This window comes from Companilactobacillus kimchii DSM 13961 = JCM 10707 (assembly GCF_001435445.1).
Lineage (GTDB): Bacteria > Bacillota > Bacilli > Lactobacillales > Lactobacillaceae > Companilactobacillus > Companilactobacillus kimchii.
Genome location: NZ_AZDH01000018.1, coordinates 56,018 through 73,051, shown reverse-complemented (window position 1 = coordinate 73,051; position 17,034 = coordinate 56,018). Strand labels below are relative to the sequence as shown.

The following is a 17,034-nucleotide window of genomic DNA, read 5'->3' as shown; positions in this document are numbered from 1 at the left end:
AGAAACGAGCTACACAAGGGTAACCCATTCCGGTTCCGCTCTCTAAAGATTTGGATCCATCTTAAATGTTAACTTACTTAACTCTGTCCCTCGTGTAACTAAATCGGCCAAATGGGCTCTAGTAACCTCATTAAAGTGTTTAGCAATGACTTTATTCTGGTCGGTCAGATAGTCGTTTAAAGCTGTTCCTGAAAGTTTCTGAGATTCCTTATCTACTTCTGCTATCTTTTGACGCGCCCATTGAGCTAATTCTTTTTGATAATCCAAATTTGGTTCAACAAATTCTTGATAGTGACTTTCCACAACAAACTCCAAGGCTGTGTACAACCAATAAGCACTATCCAAGTTCATTTTTTCTGGTACAAAACTGTATGATTCATCGATTGCATTGGCATTAGTAAAGAATGGTACATAAGCACTGAAGCAAGGCATCCCTAAACCCTTCCATTCAATTGCCTGATTACCATTATCGGTATCACGCATTTGTAAAACATGTGAATTCATAGTTCTTGATAAACAAATGGCACGATAACGTTTCTTGTCCTCTTCACTACCACTGCCCAAAGGATCAAATTTTGTTTCATTATAATGTGATGCCAAGATAGCTTGAATATCTTCAACAGCAATTTTTTTCTCTGGTTTTCTCAAGAATGGTAAATCAGATGATTCTGGATTTTGTTCGATAGATGGATTCAACATCTTTTGACCATACCAAACACGCGGTGTGTTGTAATGACGATCCTTTTTAGTATCAGTTCCAAAAATATGTCTGAAATTCCAACTGTCAAAATCAGGATTCAAATTATTCTTTTCGACAAACTCTTGAATACCTTCAGACCACATATAATTCTCTGGATCGGAAAAATCAATTTTTTCAATTCCAATTTGATTAGCGGCTACGGCATAAGAATCATCAGGAATACGAATAGCAACCCAATGATGACCTGTAGCAATTTCCATATACCAAATATCATCTTTATCAAAGAATTCAACACCATTACTCTCGGTAGAGCCATACTTTGCAATCAAATTGCCCAAATATTGAACACCTTCACGTGCAGAATCAATGTAAGGCAAAACTAAAGTAGTCATGGAATCCTCAGCTACTCCATTTTCAATCAAAGGATCATAGGCCAAAACTTTTTCGTTGGCAGTGACACTTTCAGTTGCGCTCATTCCCACATTCTTTTCGTTGATACCATCTTCTTCGTAATAGCCCTCATCCTGATTTGCATCTGGAGAAGTCGTATAACGATATCCAGTTTCTGGCAATTCAACTGTCAACTTATTGTAGGGTGAAACGTAAGTCTCATGGCGATTCTGAACCGCCTTTTGTACATAAAATTTCTTAGGCCAATTAGCTACAAAATTATCTTCATTACGAGCTATATAATTAGAACCATCAATCGAGGCTTTTTTGCCGACCATAATTGAAGTACAAGCCGCATGTGTATGTCTTTTCATTAATAAATTTCCTTCCATTAAAAAATTTTCTTATATAATAGTTTACTTCTGAATAACTAAAAAAGCTGAAAGATTTGCTCTTTCAACTTTAAAAATCTATTTAAGCGCCATTATTTGGGACTTATCTTCCCACGAAATTAATTTTAAATCATATCGTTGAGCTATATTAATGCTTTTATGACTAGGACGTGATACTTGAGAATTGTATATAATAACAAATTCTGAATTGTTTAAATTATACTCCGAGCCAGTGGCAATATCTCCATACATGGCACCGGCCATGGCTATTGTAGAAAATGAGGAAGTATTAGTAAAATTGATAAATCTAAACGGACGATTACCTTTTAGTGGAATAGTATAATCCACTACGTAGTTATTTCCACTTTCACCATAAGGCCTATAGGTTTTCAATCCACCAAAATCATTTTTTTCAAAGAATTGATAGACATCTGATTTAAAAAAATTTGTATAACTCTCTTTACGGGTCATCAACAAATCATCAATCCGAATTATTGCTTGAATTAAACGTTGTTTCATTTCAGGAAATTCTATTTTATCCCCTATAACAAAAAGTTCTTTATTAACACATTGCACACTATAAGTATTTAATATGCTATTTAAATACTTCTTTCTAACAATCGTATCAAAATTTATTCCCATCATTTCCAAATCGCCAATCGTATCAAAATCATCCGTCAAAGTTATTTTTCCATCGGAGTTTGAAGAAACATAAATGGTTATATTATCTCCTATCGAATTGGTAAACGGCGTAACTATTTCCTGACTACCATTTAACTGTTCAATAGAATATTGTCCCTTTAACCAATTCAAATAGTCGTCTACTAGTGAAGAATCCATTATTATTTCCCCTCCTTTACAAAAACAACATTGTCTAATTTGATTTTATTATAAATGAAAAACACTTCTAAGTCCTTCTGAAAGTCCAAGGAATTATTTATAATCTCATTGAGCGGAAATGAAAGTTCGGTTCCTTTAACAAACTCGCACTCAAAAATATTTTCAGCATTAAATATATGTAGGTGAGGCGTTGGGTATCCATGGTGAGGTTTACCTATAATATCAAATCTCATCATATTCCCATCGCTAGAATTTATCATTAAGGATAATTTTCTTTTCTTATGTCCTTTACAGTTCATAACAATAGTAAATTTTTTTCTTATATCAAATAAGCCATGAGCAAGATAGCGTTTTTGCTCATTAACGCTTGCTAATCTCACTTTAGGCTTATTTAACACTTTATCTAGATTAAATAATTTATTATATGTATTTCTATCCACAAGTAAACTCCTAAAATATAGTAGATTTTTGTACACTCTTAATAAATTACGTTTTTTTATTCACCAAAAATTTCTTTTTTCAACTTCAAAGCTGTTGGTGTTGTTGCTAGACCACCTTCAGCGGTTTCTTTAAAAATTGAAGGCATCCTTTGTCCAACTTGATGCATAGCTTCAACTACTTCATCAGTTGGAATAACACTTGTGATTCCTGCTAAAGCCATATCAGCTGAAATCATTGCTTGAGATGCTCCTAAGGCATTACGTTTAACGCAGGGTACTTCTACTAATCCGGCCACAGGGTCACAAACCAAGCCCATCATATTTTGTAAAGTAATGGAAATAGCTTCGGCTGCCATTTGGGCTGTCCCACCTTTAGCACAGACTAGAGCTGCTGAAGCCATTGCGGCAGCGGACCCTACTTCAGCTTGACAACCACCTTCGGCACCAGCAATTGATGAATTATTTGCAATCACTAAGCCAAAAGCTCCAGCAGTAAATAGGAAGTCAACTTGTTGGTCACGAGTTAAATGAAGTCGATCTCTAGTCGCTACTAGAACACCGGCTAAAACGCCAGCACTACCAGCAGTGGGTGTCGCACAGATCAAGCCCATTTTGGCATTAACCTCATTGACAGCTACTGCATTTCGAACAGCTTCCAGAATCGGTTCACCACTCAAAAAGTCTCCTTTTTCAATATAGGCGTTCATCTTTTTAGCATCGCCACCAGTTAGTCCAGTTACTGATTTAACACCAGTAATGCCTTCTTTAATGGAATTTTCCATAACTTCCAAATTACGTTCCATCGTTGAACGGATGAACTCTTTACTACGATCAGTATTTTCCATTTCTGTTTGTACCATTAGGTCAGCGACAGAATCGTAATCAGCACTTTGTTTGACTAATTCTTTAATTGTATAAAACATCAGTGTTACCCCTATTCAAAATATGTAGCATTATCAACATTTGGCAATGCACATAATTTCTGTAAAATTTCATCACGTTGACGACGTTCATCAACTTCAATAATCATGATTGCTTTTTCACCTTTGGAAGCACGAGTAACCGTCATGGTTCCGATATTAATATCAAAGTTCGAAAAAATATCCGTAACTTTAGCAATCATCCCTGCAACATCTTGATGCACTGTAATATAAGTCGGTGTTCCCAAACTAAGTGACATCTTAAAGCCGTTGATTTCTGAAATTTGAATATTCCCTCCACCAATAGAAACACCTGTCACGGTCAAATCGTGATCACCTTTAACCAATTTAATTTTGGCAGTGTTAGGATGATCGACTTTTTCACTCTTTGGTACGAAAGCAACTTTGATTCCTTGTTCATAAGCTATTTTCAAGGAATCAGCTAATCTTTTGTCATCTGGTTCCATACCTAGAAGTCCACCAACTAAAGCAACATCAGTTCCATGACCTCGATAAGTTTTGGCAAAGGATTCATATAAGTAGATAGTTACTTTATCAGGCTTTTCACCAAAAATATCATGGACAACTTTCCCAATTCTAGCAGCACCTGCAGTATGTGAGCTACTTGGTCCTACCATAACTGGTCCAATTATGTCGAAAACACTTTTAAAACGTAATTCTTTCATATAAATTACTCCCGATTAACTATATTATTTATAAGTTTACATTTTTTATTTGTTAAATACATCACTATTTTTTTACGATTTGTATTTTCTGAAAAAAAGCGACAAATGTTTGGTTCAACATTTGCCGTTTTTTTGTTATTTAGTATAGAATGACTATTCTTTTACAGAGCCTTTTTTATATTTACGATTTGTTTTTTATTTTGGATTGAAGGATTTTGATATGTTATGAATTTTTTGGTTCTGTCCGGGATTGTTGGCTTTGTTGGGAATAACCATTGTTCTATGTTTTTATAGATTTGGTTCTTTCTTTTATAACCATTGTTCTATGTTTGATAGTGGAAACGAGCTCCACAAGGGCAACCCATTCCGGTTTGCTACAGTCCTGAAATTGCCCGCACAACTCGCGGGCGATTCCAGGACTTAGGCAAATCCTCGTGGGCTAAACGCCCTTGTTCCGCTCTCTAAAGATTTGGATCCATCTTGAATGTTAACTTACTTAACTCTGTTCCTTGTGTTACCAAATCTGCTAGGTGTTTCATTGTCTCTTCATTGTAATGTTTTACAATTTCATGGTTTTGCTCTGTTAGATAATCTGTCAATGCCTGTCCTGTCATCTTGACTGCTTTTTCATCTACTGCAGCAATCTTTCTTCTTGCCCATTCTGACAAAGCTTTTTGATAATCTAAGTTTGGTTCCACAAATTCTTTATAGTGACTTTCTACTACCATTGCTAAGGCTTCGTACATCCAGTATGCACTCTTTAGATCCATCTTTTCTGGTGTGTAGCTGTATGATTCATCAATGTCATTGGCATTTGTGAAGAATGGTACCTGTGGGCAGAAGCTTGGAATTCCAAAGCCTGTCCATTCTACTCCGGCTGCTCCGTTCTTGTCTGAATCTCTCATTTGAAGAATGTGGGAGTTTGCTGTTCTTGATAGTGAAATAGCACGATATGTCTTCTTGTCATGTTCACTACCACTGCCTAGTGGATCGTATTTTGTTTCGTTGTAATGTGACTTCAATAGATATTGAATATCTTCAACAGCAATCTTCTTTTCGGCTTTTCTGATAAATGGTAACTCAGCTGACTCTGGATCTTGTTCAATTGATGGATTCAAATAACGTTGTGCAAACCATACTCTTGGTGTGTTGTAATGATGATCCTTCTCGGTATCTGTTCCAAAGATATGTCTGAAGTCCCAACGATCGAAGTCTGGGTTCAAATTATGTTCTGAAACAAATTCTTGGATTCCGTCGGCCCACATGTAATTGTCAGGATCGTTGAAGTCGATATCTTGAATGGCTACTTGGTTAGCGGCTACGGCATAGCAGTCATCAGGAATACGTACGGCAACCCATTGATGTCCTGTTACTACTTCCATGTACCAAACTTCATCTTTATCGTTGAATTGAAGTCCATTACCTTCAGCAGAACCATATTTAGCAACTAATCTACCAAGATATTTAACTCCATCACGTGCTGAGTTAATGTATGGCAAAACTAAGGTTGCTAGTGAATCTTCAGCTAGTCCATTTTTTACATATGGATCGAAAGCTAAAACTTTTTCATTAGCATAAACACTCTCAGTAGCACTCATACCAACGTTCTTTTCGTTGAAACCATCCTCTTCGTTAGGGCCTGTACTTTGGTCAGCATCAAGTGTTGATGTATAACGATAGCCACTTGTAGGATATGGTGCAGTCATCTTGTTGTATGGTGAAACATAAGTTTCGTCACGTCCAGAAACAGCTGGTTGAACAATGATACGTTTTCTATAAATAGCATTCAATCGGTCTTCATTTCTTGAAATATAAGTTGCTCCATCCATTGAAGCTTTCTTACCAACCATGATTGACGTACATGCTGATAATTCAATACGATCTGTCATTTTAATATCCCCCATTAATAAAAATTATGATTATTTAATTATTATGATACTCGTTCTATTAGGTGATCGACACTCTCAATTTGCTGTAAGAATAAAACCAATCTTGTGTAACGATACTTATCGGTATCTGGAAACCTTTCAGCGAGTTCTTTACCAATTTCATAGGCGTTACGACGTCCATTAACCTTAGTGAAAACATAGCTGCCATACTCATCCATTTCTAGATAAGACTCTTCAGGAATATGCATGTGTAATTTGCGGAAAAATTTTTGAATCGGATGATTCTGTTCCCGAACAATTGTTATAATCCCTGCTTTTCTCTTATAGGTTACTTCAGGATTTTTCTGAAATACCATGTGTTTCAAATCTTCTTCAGTTAACTCTGGACGTTTAGACATTTTCATCGCCCCTTACTTATTTTGTTTCCTTTTTGATATTTAACAATGGAATGATAATAGCAACAACTAGGACTGCCAACAAAATCAATCCCATTTCATTACTACCAGCAAATCCAGCTGGAGCCTTGTCTCCAAGTACTCCTGTAACGTGTAGGATAATTCCAATCAATCCAATAATTGAACCACCGGCAATTAATCCTGATGATAAACTGACACCACTTTGGATACGTCTGTCCTTCAACTCTTTGTCCTTTGTTACCTTATCGATTAATAGTTTAATCAAGGCACCAACTAGGATAATTGAAGTTGTTGAAATTGGTAGATAGAATCCTAAAGCAACTGTCATGATTGATAAACCTAACATCCAACAAACAATAGCCATGACAACTCCGATAATGATCATGATCCAAGGAAGATTTCCTGACATGATTCCTGTTGTCAAAGTGGCAATCAAGTTAGCTTGTGGCATACCAAATGGTGGATTTGAACCTGTAATCTTTAATTGAGGTTCAAGAATTACAGTAGTACCAACAACCACGATGACACCAATCATAGCGGCAATCATGAAGTATTTCATCATTTCATTCTTATTGCCACCAATGACGAAACTAACTTTTTGAGTCTGCATATAAGCACCACCAACAGAAATGGCCGTAACAATGAAGACACCAAATAGTAAAAGAATCTGGTTATCTGCATTACTCTTCCACCCGAAGATAACGAAGACTAATGTCATGATAACTAACGAAGCAATTGTCATTCCTGAAACTGGTGCATTTGAACAACCAATCGTTCCGGCTAATCTGGCAGATACAATAACGAATAGTAATGCCAAAATAATAGAAAGAATTCCACCAACAATAGCCATAGCGATGTTACCTGAAATAAAGAAACCAACGACAAGAATTGCAACAACAGCAATTACTAATGACCAAATACCTAACATGTTACGATCATCATTACCACTGTTTCTAGCATTTAAGGTTTTCTTGATAGATGTAACGATAACTGGAATTAATTTAACAGCTCCGACAATACCACCACAGAGCATCATACCTGCACCGATATATTTCGAATAAGAACCAGCAACTTGATCGACACCCATTTGATTTACGGCAAGTGTCACATCGTTCCAATCTTTGGCATTGTTAGTTGCCATTTGAGTAAAGTTCGCAATTAACGGCGTTATAGCAAAATTAGATAAAATTGAACCAGCAAACATCGTTAAAGCAACATCTAGTCCTACAACAAAACCAATACCGGCTAGCATCGGATTTACTTCAGTTGACATCTTCCAACGATAGAAAGAATTACCAACATAAGTGATCACACTGTTAACCCAACCGAAGACTTGAGTTGTCAAAAGTGTCAATAGACCACCAATTCCAAAGCCAATTCCCATAAATTTCAAGGAATCCCCACCGGCTTCGGAAGCAACCAAAGCTTCAGAAATAGCCATAGATTCTGGATAAACTAATTTTCCGTGTTCTTCAACTACCAAATAGTTTTCAACTAATGAAGCTGTACCAATTGCAAACAATACAGCTAAAGCTCCAACCAAAACTCCTGCGATGAAGTTGACACGACCACCAATAATAATGATGGCAGGTAGAACATAAATCATCCCACTAGCGATTGATTCGCCACCACTAGACATTCCTTGGAGTAAATTCTTACCCAGCATGCCTTTCTTTTTAGCAAAAGCTGCAATAAGTCCTGATCCAATAATTGATCCAGGAATACCCGCTGCAACGGTTAGTCCAGCTTTCATACCTGAATATGCTGTTGAAGCGGCAAAAATAACTGCTAGTATGGCACCCATGATCATAACAACTGAGCTGCCACCGTGATTATTTTTATCAGTCACATACGGTACATACTTTTCACCTGATATGCCACCGTAAGCAGACTGAGATAAACTCTTTTTCATCTCGATACCTCCCCTTAAGTCAACTTATGCTATCCCAAAACTACTGGGGAAAAACACCTTGACTCTTTTGCGATAATTCAAATATTTATAGAAGGTTCTTCATAGCCCTTATTTATTAACAACGTCTATAATCATTAACCTCCTTCTTTTTCCATCGATTCATTTTCATGATAACGGTTACATTTACAAAAATCAATAGAATTTTGTGACATAACTCACATTGATATTTTAAACACAATCAACCCTTTTTGGTAGTGTTCACAATTAGTAAACACCTGTCTTTCCTATCTAGAACAAGGTTTGTTGCTTATTATTTATTAATTAGAGTCTAAGAATTTTAATTTTTAATATACATATATTAGTCTTTTACTAATATATACATATTTATCACAAACTTTTTTCATAAATTTCAGGCCTATCGTTTTCATGTTTATTTCCTCAAAGAATATGAGTAAAGTACCTCTATGCTTTAATTAACCATTAATTAGTTTGAGGATTTCATTATATATACAAAACTTTGTTCAAATTTTAAAGCGTACTTTCTTTAATAATTAGTATCATGAAAATAACTTTTTACGTATCTATTATTTGATATCTACTACAGATGGCATATTAATTTCACACATTGTCCACCAAACTAATTAACTTTTTTAAACAAAAAAATACTCTATGAATTAAAAATTCATAGAGTATAAGTTAAGTGATTAAAACATCTAATTAAGCTTCTTTGACATCCATACCTTGGTTTTCTTTTGAAAGAACCTTATCGTTGATCATAACGAATGGGATGTATACTAGAACACCTAATACAAAGGTAATCAATTGAATAACAACAGCACGCCAGTCACCAGCTGTAGCTAGGAAAGCACTGAATCCAATTGGTGTAGTCCATGGAACTTGGATAACACATGGGCTCATCCAACCTAAAACAGTTGTTACATAACTAATTACAAGACCCATAACAGGTACAAGTACAAATGGGATAGCTAGTGAAATGTTATAAACGATTGGGTAACCGAAGATAACAGGTTCGTTGATGTTAAAGAATCCAGGTGCAATTGATAATTTAGCAACGTTCTTAGTTACGGCACTGTGTCCAACTAGGAATGTAGCAACTAGTAAACAAAGTGTTGAACCAGAACCACCCATCAAACCGTAAGTTTGAACTTGGGAAACGTTGATAATATTAGGAATTGCTTTACCGGCATTATATGCGGCAATGTTTTGTGTAATATTGATGATCAAAAGTGGTTCTAGAATTGAACTGTAAATAACTGATTGGTGAATACCGAATAACCAGAGTAAGTTACCTAGTGAGTAAAGAATAATAACTCCCCAGATACCTGTTCCGATATGACGGAGTGGTTCTTGAATGAATGTTGTGATCAAGTTGATCAAATTCATTCCTGACAAATTGTAAAGTAGTGCTGAAATAATAGCTGAACATGATAAGACGATGATCATAGGAATCAAAACATCAAATGATTTACCAACAGCTGGTGGTACATTTTCACCTAAGTGAACTTGTAATTTTTTAATTCTAGAAATTCTGACAAAGGCTTCAGTAGCAATCAAACCAACGATAACACCGGCAAACATTGCTCCTGTACCTAGGTTAGTAAATGGCAAAACAGCTGAAACATCGACTGCTTTTTTAGCACCATCTGGAATTAATTTAACTGTATTTGGCATCATAGTTACTAAAGCAGACATTGATACCAATGCAGCAGAAATTGGATTATCGAAACGTCTGTTTTTAGCTAAACAGTAACCAATCATAGCTGCAATTAAAATACCTGAAATATTTAATGTCGCATTACTCAATAAGGTTCCCCAATATTGAACATGCAATAATGTCTTACCTTTAAAGATCCAAGTAAAGACTGTGTTATTTAATAGAACCGCTAATCCAGCAAGGATATAAAGCGGCATGATAGTGGCAAACGCATCACGTAATGAACGTAAATGAATTTGGGCACCCATTTTGGCTGCAAAGGTCGCAAACTTATCTGCAGCTTTGGAATTCTGTAATGACATACTTTCGCCCCCGAAAAAGTTTTTTTAAATCAGTTACTTACTTCAAATCTGATAAATCACCCCCATTAGTCTCAATCACGTGTTTCAACCACCAATAACTCTTCTTTGGCACACGTTTCATATCTTTGAGATCGTGATTTGTACGGTTGACGTAAACAGTTCCGTAACGCTTGTCCATATTTCCACTTGAACTAGGGATATCAATTAGCCCCCAACCCAAATATCCTAAAACTTCAACGCCGTCTTCAAAGATTGCGTCTTCCATAGCTTGAATATGGTCACGGTGATATTTGATACGATAATCATCCTCAATTTCACTGCCATCGAATTCTTCACGAACACCGATTCCATTTTCAATTGGGAACATTGGTACACCATATTCGTTGTAGACTTTTGTCAAAATATCTCTGAACCCTAATGGATCAATTTGCCAACCAAATTCTGAGGTCTCCAAGAATGGATTCTTCTTAACACCTTTATCAAGGTAATAATTGGGAATAGTTCCTTCAGGAACCATTTCAGAACTGATCGTATCGCTACGGTAATAACTGAAAGCGATAAAATCAGATGTTACCTTGATCAAAACCTTGTCATCATCTGGTTGATAATCCATATCAATATGGTGATTTTTAACAAAGGTCAAAACTTCATTTGAATAACGTCCATAAACGAATACGTCCAACAAATTACGGTTAAGAAATTCATTGATTTGGCGAGCGTATAAAATATCTTTAGGATTTGGTGATGCTGGATAAACCTCACTATATGCCAGCATCCCACCAATTTGACAATCTGTATTCTCATGAATGTAATTAGCAACACCAGCATGAGCCAACATAACGTGATGACTGATTTGATACAACTCATCATCAGTTTCATCACCCTTTAAATAGCCAGCAATTCTGAATGCCTCACCCATGGAATAAAGATTTTGTTCATTAAATGTAATCCAATATTTCACACGATCACCAAAACGTTTAACCATTTCAGTACTATAACGAACAAATGCATCCACAACATGACGTGACAAAAATCCATTATATTTCTCAGCCAAATTCAATGGCATATCAAAATGATACAAACAAATCATCGGTGTAATATTCTTGGCTAACAAGGCATCAATCAACTTGTTGTAAAATTCAATGCCCTCTTCATTGAAATCACCATCGCCAGTAGGATTTACACGACTCCAAGAAATTTGGAAACGGTAGCAGTTCATTCCCTGCTTAGCCATCAAATCAAAGTCTTCATTGTAACGATGGTACTCATCAATAGCATCGTGCCAATCAGAAGAATTCTCTGTAGCTGGCCTTACATCATAAACAGATTTACCTTTACCACCGACATTCCAAGCACCCTCAGTTTGCATACTTGAAGTTGAATTACCCCAGAAGAAATTATCCGGTAATTTATTTGTCATTTTTTTCACCCCACGTTTTTTGAATACGTTTACAGTATACAATATTTTTTAGACATGTAAACACTTTCTTTTAGAAAAGTATATACTTTTAAAATAAAGCGAAAAACTTTTACTTTAATGCTAAACTTAGGTCGAAGAGTGAGTTTTAGGAGAAAAATATCATGGCGTACAAATATAAGGAAGTTGCTGACGGTTTAAGAAAAGAGATCAATTCCGGAAAATACGCACCTGGAGAATTGATGCCCGACCAAAATCAAATTGCAGCAGATTACAATACAACAAGAATCACGGTCCACAAGGCTCTACAACTTTTAATCGTTGAGGGTATGGTTTATTCAAAAAGAGGTTCTGGAACTTTTGTCCGGAAGGATTACAATCCTGAAATTAATTCTAGTAAATTCGGTAAGGTTTCCCCTATTGATAAACCCTTTGGTGCCACTTTAACTAATCAGGGTAAAAAGGTTACTAGTAAAGTCTTAGAACTATCGGCTCGCATCCCTACTGCTAAAGAGGCGGACCAATTGATCATTGCACCAACTGAACCAGTTTATGTCATCCGTCGTGTACGGTTCGTTAATGGTGAAGTTTTTGCATATGAACATACTATTATGCCTACTTCTATTACAACTTTGACTAAAGCAGTTCTAGAAGGTTCAATTTATGCACACCTTCAAAAGGATGGTCTAAGTATCGAAGGCACACACAGAATTATCAGTGCCGGAGCCGCCACCCCAGAGGATGTTGAAACTGGTATTGCTACTAAAGTCGAACAACCTGTTTTGGTGATCCGTCAGTTGAGTTATCTCGACGATGGTCAACCATTCGAAATTTCTGAATCACGTTTCCCTTACAAAACCAGTTCAATTACTGCCGATATAACGTTATAAATATTTTATAAATTAAAAAACGACATCCATTATAAGAATTTATTCTTCCCGTATTAATGTACGTAGAAGATTACATTCTGAATAGATGTCGTTATTTTTATATTTAAACTTCTCTTATTTCCTAGTATGTACTATCGGTATAATGCGTTGTATCCAACCCAAACGTATCATAGTCAATATCATCTTCGCTCGCGAAGAATTTTTTATTTTTAGCATTCAACTTAGTTTCAGTATTACTCAATGTTTGAGGATCCAAACCTAAATTGTCTCTTAAATTATTAGAAGCATTTTGCATAGTTGAAGTTGGCAAAATTTGATAAGAACTCTGATTGATCCAAGCTGTTTTCCCTTGAATCTGATTGAAGTCCATATTGTCAGCACTATTATGATATTTCAAAATGATCTCATCAATTTCTTTTGAAGTTAAATCTGTACTTATATCTTTGCCTAAATCCTTAATTAAATCTGGAATTTTCACTAAATATTTTGGTGATTCCAATTTAGCAACAACGGCCTTTAAAACTTGTTGTTGTCGTACTTGACGACCATAGTCGCCACGTGGATCTTGATAACGCATTCGAGCATAAGTTAATGCTTGTTTACCATTTAAATGATGCGTACCCTTAGGAATCGTTACACCATCAAAAGAAACTTTCAAATCACTCTTAACCGTTACACCGCCGACAAAATCAACAGTCTTCTTCAATGCGTCCATGTTGATAGCAACGTGATAATCAACTGGCACACCTAATAGACTACCAACTGTATTTTTGGCCATATCAGATAAACCAATATTATATGCTGCATTTATTTTTTGAACGTTCTTTTGCTTATCACCGACCATTTCAGCCAAAGCATCACGCGGAATCGAATAGGCAACAGTATTCTTTTTCTTTGGATTCAAGGTCAATAACATCATTGTATCCGAATTACCACGATCGACACGACCATCAGCACCCGTATCAGCGCCTAAAAGTAAGATAGAAAAAGGTTTACCCTGACTGATCTTTTGTGAAACACTAGTCTTATTCGTATCCAAGGAATTCAATGCCTGCTGGGTTCGATAAGCGAAAACTCCCCCTACCGCCAAAACGACGACAAGAATTACACCTATAATAATAGAAACTATTTTTAATTTTTTCATTTTTTTACCTTAAAATTTATTATTCCCCATTATAAAACGAATTAATCACAGTCGCCAATTTTTTAATACGACGAAAAGCAACGGATATCGCTTCCATATCGATTACGTTAATGTTAATCTCAAGTTATAAAAAAACTTTAAGGGAAGTGGTCTTATGCCAAAAATGGCGGAAGCACTTTTAGTTATAGATATGCAGAAAGCTCTCCAATACAGTTATAATTTCAATGATTTGATTAATAATATTAATCATCGTATCGATGAATATCGACAAGCCAACCTACCCATTATTTTTATTCAGCATCACGACCAAGACTTAGAACGTGATAGCGACCTTTGGCAACTATCCGATAAATTAGACCGAAAAGATGACGATAGAATTGTTGAGAAAACACATCCCAATGCTTTTTACAAAACTGATTTGGAAAAGGTACTCAAGGATAACGGCATCAAAACTATTGAAATCTGTGGTGCTCAAACAGAGTATTGTTGTAATGCCACAATTATCATGGCTCATGGATTAGGATACAAAATCATCATGGAACACGATATGACAACTACTTTTGACAACAACTATATGATTGCTGAAAATACAATTTCATTTTTTGAAAATATCTGGGACCAAAAGTACGTAACTTTCCAATAATAAATAGGAGCAGGTAATCAATTATGATTGCCTACTCCTATTTATTTTAGCCTTATGCGTATGTAGCGTTACTGTGAATCAATTCATAACCATTCAAATTCAATCTACCTAAAACTTGATTGATAATATCATCTGGAAAGACTGCTTCAGCCTTTTTAACTAAATAAAACTTTGATAGATCATCAGCATCTATCCAACGCCCCAAGTTAGTTAATTCCGAATACTGTTTTGGATCGAAATTAACTGATCGACCAAAATCAATCGTAACAATTTCTCCCTCAAACCAACTTATTTGTCCAACCGTTTTTGGTACATCATCCATTATTCATCATCCCTTTGAATAAATTGTGTAACCGCTTTTCTATATGACAATATACCACGTTTTACCGATAATAGACGGTCAGATTCAAAGTATTCATGATGATTTGAAAAATCTTATGCACTCTTCAAGCTTGAAAAATCACCCATAAAACTATTAATTTCTTTAACTGCTTTTTCTTTATCATAAGCATAATCTCTAGCAGCGTTCAAATAAATTTTCTTATCGTCAGTAGTTGTAATCTCAATACCTACAGGATTCTTCATCATTGATAAACGTGAATAGAAAATACTATAAGCATTAGAAAATGGAACCATTGAAGGAAGTTCTGCTTGATTTTTCACATTTCCCATTAATTTAACCGATTTTATTTGAGATTTTTTGATTGTATCCATTTTGATAAAACTTGGGAAAAACATCATAGCTAATCTCTTTTTAGGACTAGTCATATTATTGTATTTAAGAGTTTCCCCATCGAATTGCCAATAACTGAATAATTCAGGTAATTCAGGATAATAGTGAGCAAAAAATATAATACTAAAGAAACAAAGCCCAACAAAGAAACCTACCCAACCATTTTGAGAGAACACGTAAGCAATATTTCCGGGTATAAAGCCAATAAACAAACTAATCAATAATGGTCTGAGACTAACTTTTTTTCCAAACTGCATCATAATAATCGCCTCTATATATTTTTCGAGATTATTATAGCACCAATATTTGTAACCATTTACAATTAACTTTTTATTTATTTTAACGTGCCAAGAGTATCTTTTTAGGACAAAAAAATGGGCAAACCCGCCTACTGATTTACCCATACTTTGTTGCTTATATTCGTCTAATTTTTAGTGTTTTTCTTATATTTATATTTAAGTAGTTTTTATATTTATTGGTTTAACAATTTCTTTGGAGAAACTTTTTAATCTTGGAGTAAAATGGTTACCGTTTGTTAATAACCATGGTTTATAGTGGAAACGAGCTATGCAAGCCAAATTCCTGTGCTTTGCCTGACTTCACAAACTGCCTGCTGCGCAGTCAATTTACAAAGTCTTGCAAATGCTCAGAATCTAACCAGGCTTGCTCTACTCTCTGATTTAAACGAGGTTATGTAGGGGCAACCCATTGTGGTTTGCTACAATCCTCGTGGGCTGACTGCCCTTGCCTCGCTCTCTACATATACTTCTCTAATTCTAAACGGAACTTCTCTTCTGGTTGATATCCAACCATACGTCCAACTACGTTACCATCTTTCTTGATGATAAATGTAGGGATTCCTTGAATTCCAAAGTTATTTGGTGTGTCTGGATTATGATCTACATTCATTGATGTGAACTTAATCTTATTGCCTAACTCATCTGTTGATGATAACTTTTCAAGAATTGGGTTCATCATTTTACATGGAGGACACCAGTCTGCATTAAAATCTGTAATGACTAGACCTTTGCTTGTCTCGTCATTGAATGTCTTATCTGATAATTCTGTAATATTAGCCATCATTCAATCTCCTTCTCATATCTATGTAAAACAATATACCCCCTAGGGTAATTTTTAGCAACTATTTTGTTTTATCAACAATTAAAGAAAAAATAAAGCAATTATTTGCTACCCGGTACCCACATAGGTATAATTGGAACATGAAATCAGTTTGGGAGGTTACTTATGACACAAACGCCCGAAGAAGTTGCTAGTAAAAAAATTATTAGTCGTCTTAAACGTTCTCGTGGTCAACTTGATGCTGTACTTAGAATGATGGATGAAGGTAAGGCTTGTAATGAAGTCCTTATGCAATTGTCCGCCGTTAAGTCTAGTGTTGATAAGGCCATGAAACTAGTTATCGCACAAAATATTCGTCGTAATTCTAATTGTACTGACGAAAAACAATTGGCTGAATTACAAAAATCTTTAGATCTTATGTTGAAGACAAAATAATAGGATGCTTTCCCTTTGTTTGATTGGGTGCATCCTATTTTTTATTCTATTCTAGAATAACCAATGTACT

At 35.5% G+C, this 17,034-nt stretch carries 17 protein-coding genes; 3 read left to right on the top strand and 14 right to left on the bottom strand.

Going from position 1 to position 17,034, the window contains the following annotated elements:
* Positions 1–42: 42 nt before the first annotated feature.
* The 10 genes from FC97_RS09160 to FC97_RS09115 form a co-directional block, all read right to left on the bottom strand.
* Complete coding sequence (locus tag FC97_RS09160; protein WP_054643471.1) at positions 43–1,464, bottom strand: C69 family dipeptidase; 1,422 nt, start codon at positions 1,462–1,464, stop codon at positions 43–45.
* 96 nt (positions 1,465–1,560) lie between these two features.
* Positions 1,561–2,322: a DUF1828 domain-containing protein gene (locus FC97_RS09155; protein WP_054643472.1), complete on the bottom strand. Its 762-nt coding sequence runs from the start codon at positions 2,320–2,322 to the stop codon at positions 1,561–1,563.
* Between the two features lie 2 nt (positions 2,323–2,324).
* Positions 2,325–2,762 carry a DUF6978 family protein gene (locus FC97_RS09150; RefSeq protein ID WP_054643473.1) on the bottom strand — a complete coding sequence of 146 codons (438 nt, stop codon included), beginning with the start codon at positions 2,760–2,762 and terminating at the stop codon, positions 2,325–2,327.
* A gap of 56 nt (positions 2,763–2,818) precedes the next feature.
* Entirely contained in the window at positions 2,819–3,685 is an 867-nt protein-coding gene (gene sdaAA / locus FC97_RS09145) for an L-serine ammonia-lyase, iron-sulfur-dependent, subunit alpha (RefSeq protein ID WP_054643474.1), read from the bottom strand.
* A gap of 11 nt (positions 3,686–3,696) precedes the next feature.
* The gene (sdaAB, locus tag FC97_RS09140) at positions 3,697–4,368 is read right to left on the bottom strand and encodes an L-serine ammonia-lyase, iron-sulfur-dependent subunit beta (RefSeq protein ID WP_054643475.1); all 672 of its coding nucleotides are present in this window, start codon (positions 4,366–4,368) and stop codon (positions 3,697–3,699) included.
* Between the two features lie 461 nt (positions 4,369–4,829).
* Entirely contained in the window at positions 4,830–6,257 is a 1,428-nt protein-coding gene (locus tag FC97_RS09135) for a C69 family dipeptidase (protein ID WP_054643476.1), read from the bottom strand.
* 41 nt (positions 6,258–6,298) lie between these two features.
* Positions 6,299–6,655: a PqqD family peptide modification chaperone gene (locus FC97_RS09130; RefSeq protein WP_054643477.1), complete on the bottom strand. Its 357-nt coding sequence runs from the start codon at positions 6,653–6,655 to the stop codon at positions 6,299–6,301.
* A 16-nt stretch (positions 6,656–6,671) separates the two neighbouring features.
* Positions 6,672–8,585, bottom strand: coding sequence for an OPT/YSL family transporter (locus FC97_RS09125; RefSeq protein WP_054643478.1), 1,914 nt, complete (start codon positions 8,583–8,585; stop codon positions 6,672–6,674).
* Between the two features lie 717 nt (positions 8,586–9,302).
* Positions 9,303–10,622 (bottom strand): PTS sugar transporter subunit IIC, encoded by a 1,320-nt coding sequence (locus FC97_RS09120; protein ID WP_025084532.1) that lies wholly within the window; start codon positions 10,620–10,622, stop codon positions 9,303–9,305.
* 37 nt (positions 10,623–10,659) lie between these two features.
* Entirely contained in the window at positions 10,660–12,042 is a 1,383-nt protein-coding gene (locus FC97_RS09115; protein WP_054643479.1) for a glycoside hydrolase family 1 protein, read from the bottom strand.
* Between the two features lie 161 nt (positions 12,043–12,203).
* Here FC97_RS09115 and FC97_RS09110 point away from each other — a divergent pair, with 161 nt between their 5' ends.
* On the top strand, positions 12,204–12,929 hold the full coding sequence (locus FC97_RS09110; RefSeq protein WP_054643480.1) for a GntR family transcriptional regulator: 726 nt from the start codon (positions 12,204–12,206) through the stop codon (positions 12,927–12,929).
* A 121-nt stretch (positions 12,930–13,050) separates the two neighbouring features.
* Here the strand turns inward: FC97_RS09110 and FC97_RS09105 are convergent, their stop codons facing one another.
* Positions 13,051–14,073 carry an LCP family protein gene (locus FC97_RS09105; protein WP_054643481.1) on the bottom strand — a complete coding sequence of 341 codons (1,023 nt, stop codon included), beginning with the start codon at positions 14,071–14,073 and terminating at the stop codon, positions 13,051–13,053.
* A gap of 154 nt (positions 14,074–14,227) precedes the next feature.
* Here FC97_RS09105 and FC97_RS09100 point away from each other — a divergent pair, with 154 nt between their 5' ends.
* On the top strand, positions 14,228–14,716 hold the full coding sequence (locus tag FC97_RS09100; protein WP_054643482.1) for a cysteine hydrolase family protein: 489 nt from the start codon (positions 14,228–14,230) through the stop codon (positions 14,714–14,716).
* 52 nt (positions 14,717–14,768) lie between these two features.
* On the opposite strand, the gene FC97_RS09095 is transcribed toward FC97_RS09100, so the two are convergent.
* The 3 genes from FC97_RS09095 to FC97_RS09085 all read right to left on the bottom strand — a co-directional run bounded on the left by FC97_RS09095 (position 14,769) and on the right by FC97_RS09085 (position 16,532).
* Positions 14,769–15,038, bottom strand: coding sequence for a hypothetical protein (locus FC97_RS09095; protein WP_054643483.1), 270 nt, complete (start codon positions 15,036–15,038; stop codon positions 14,769–14,771).
* Between the two features lie 113 nt (positions 15,039–15,151).
* Positions 15,152–15,709 (bottom strand): magnesium transporter, encoded by a 558-nt coding sequence (locus tag FC97_RS09090; protein ID WP_054643484.1) that lies wholly within the window; start codon positions 15,707–15,709, stop codon positions 15,152–15,154.
* Positions 15,710–16,205: 496 nt separating this feature from the next.
* Positions 16,206–16,532, bottom strand: coding sequence for a thioredoxin family protein (locus tag FC97_RS09085; RefSeq protein WP_054643485.1), 327 nt, complete (start codon positions 16,530–16,532; stop codon positions 16,206–16,208).
* A gap of 162 nt (positions 16,533–16,694) precedes the next feature.
* Between FC97_RS09085 and FC97_RS09080 the strand changes: the two genes are divergently transcribed.
* Positions 16,695–16,964, top strand: a complete 270-nt coding sequence (locus FC97_RS09080) for a metal-sensing transcriptional repressor (RefSeq protein ID WP_025084539.1) — start codon at positions 16,695–16,697, stop codon at positions 16,962–16,964.
* Positions 16,965–17,034 lie beyond the last annotated feature (70 nt).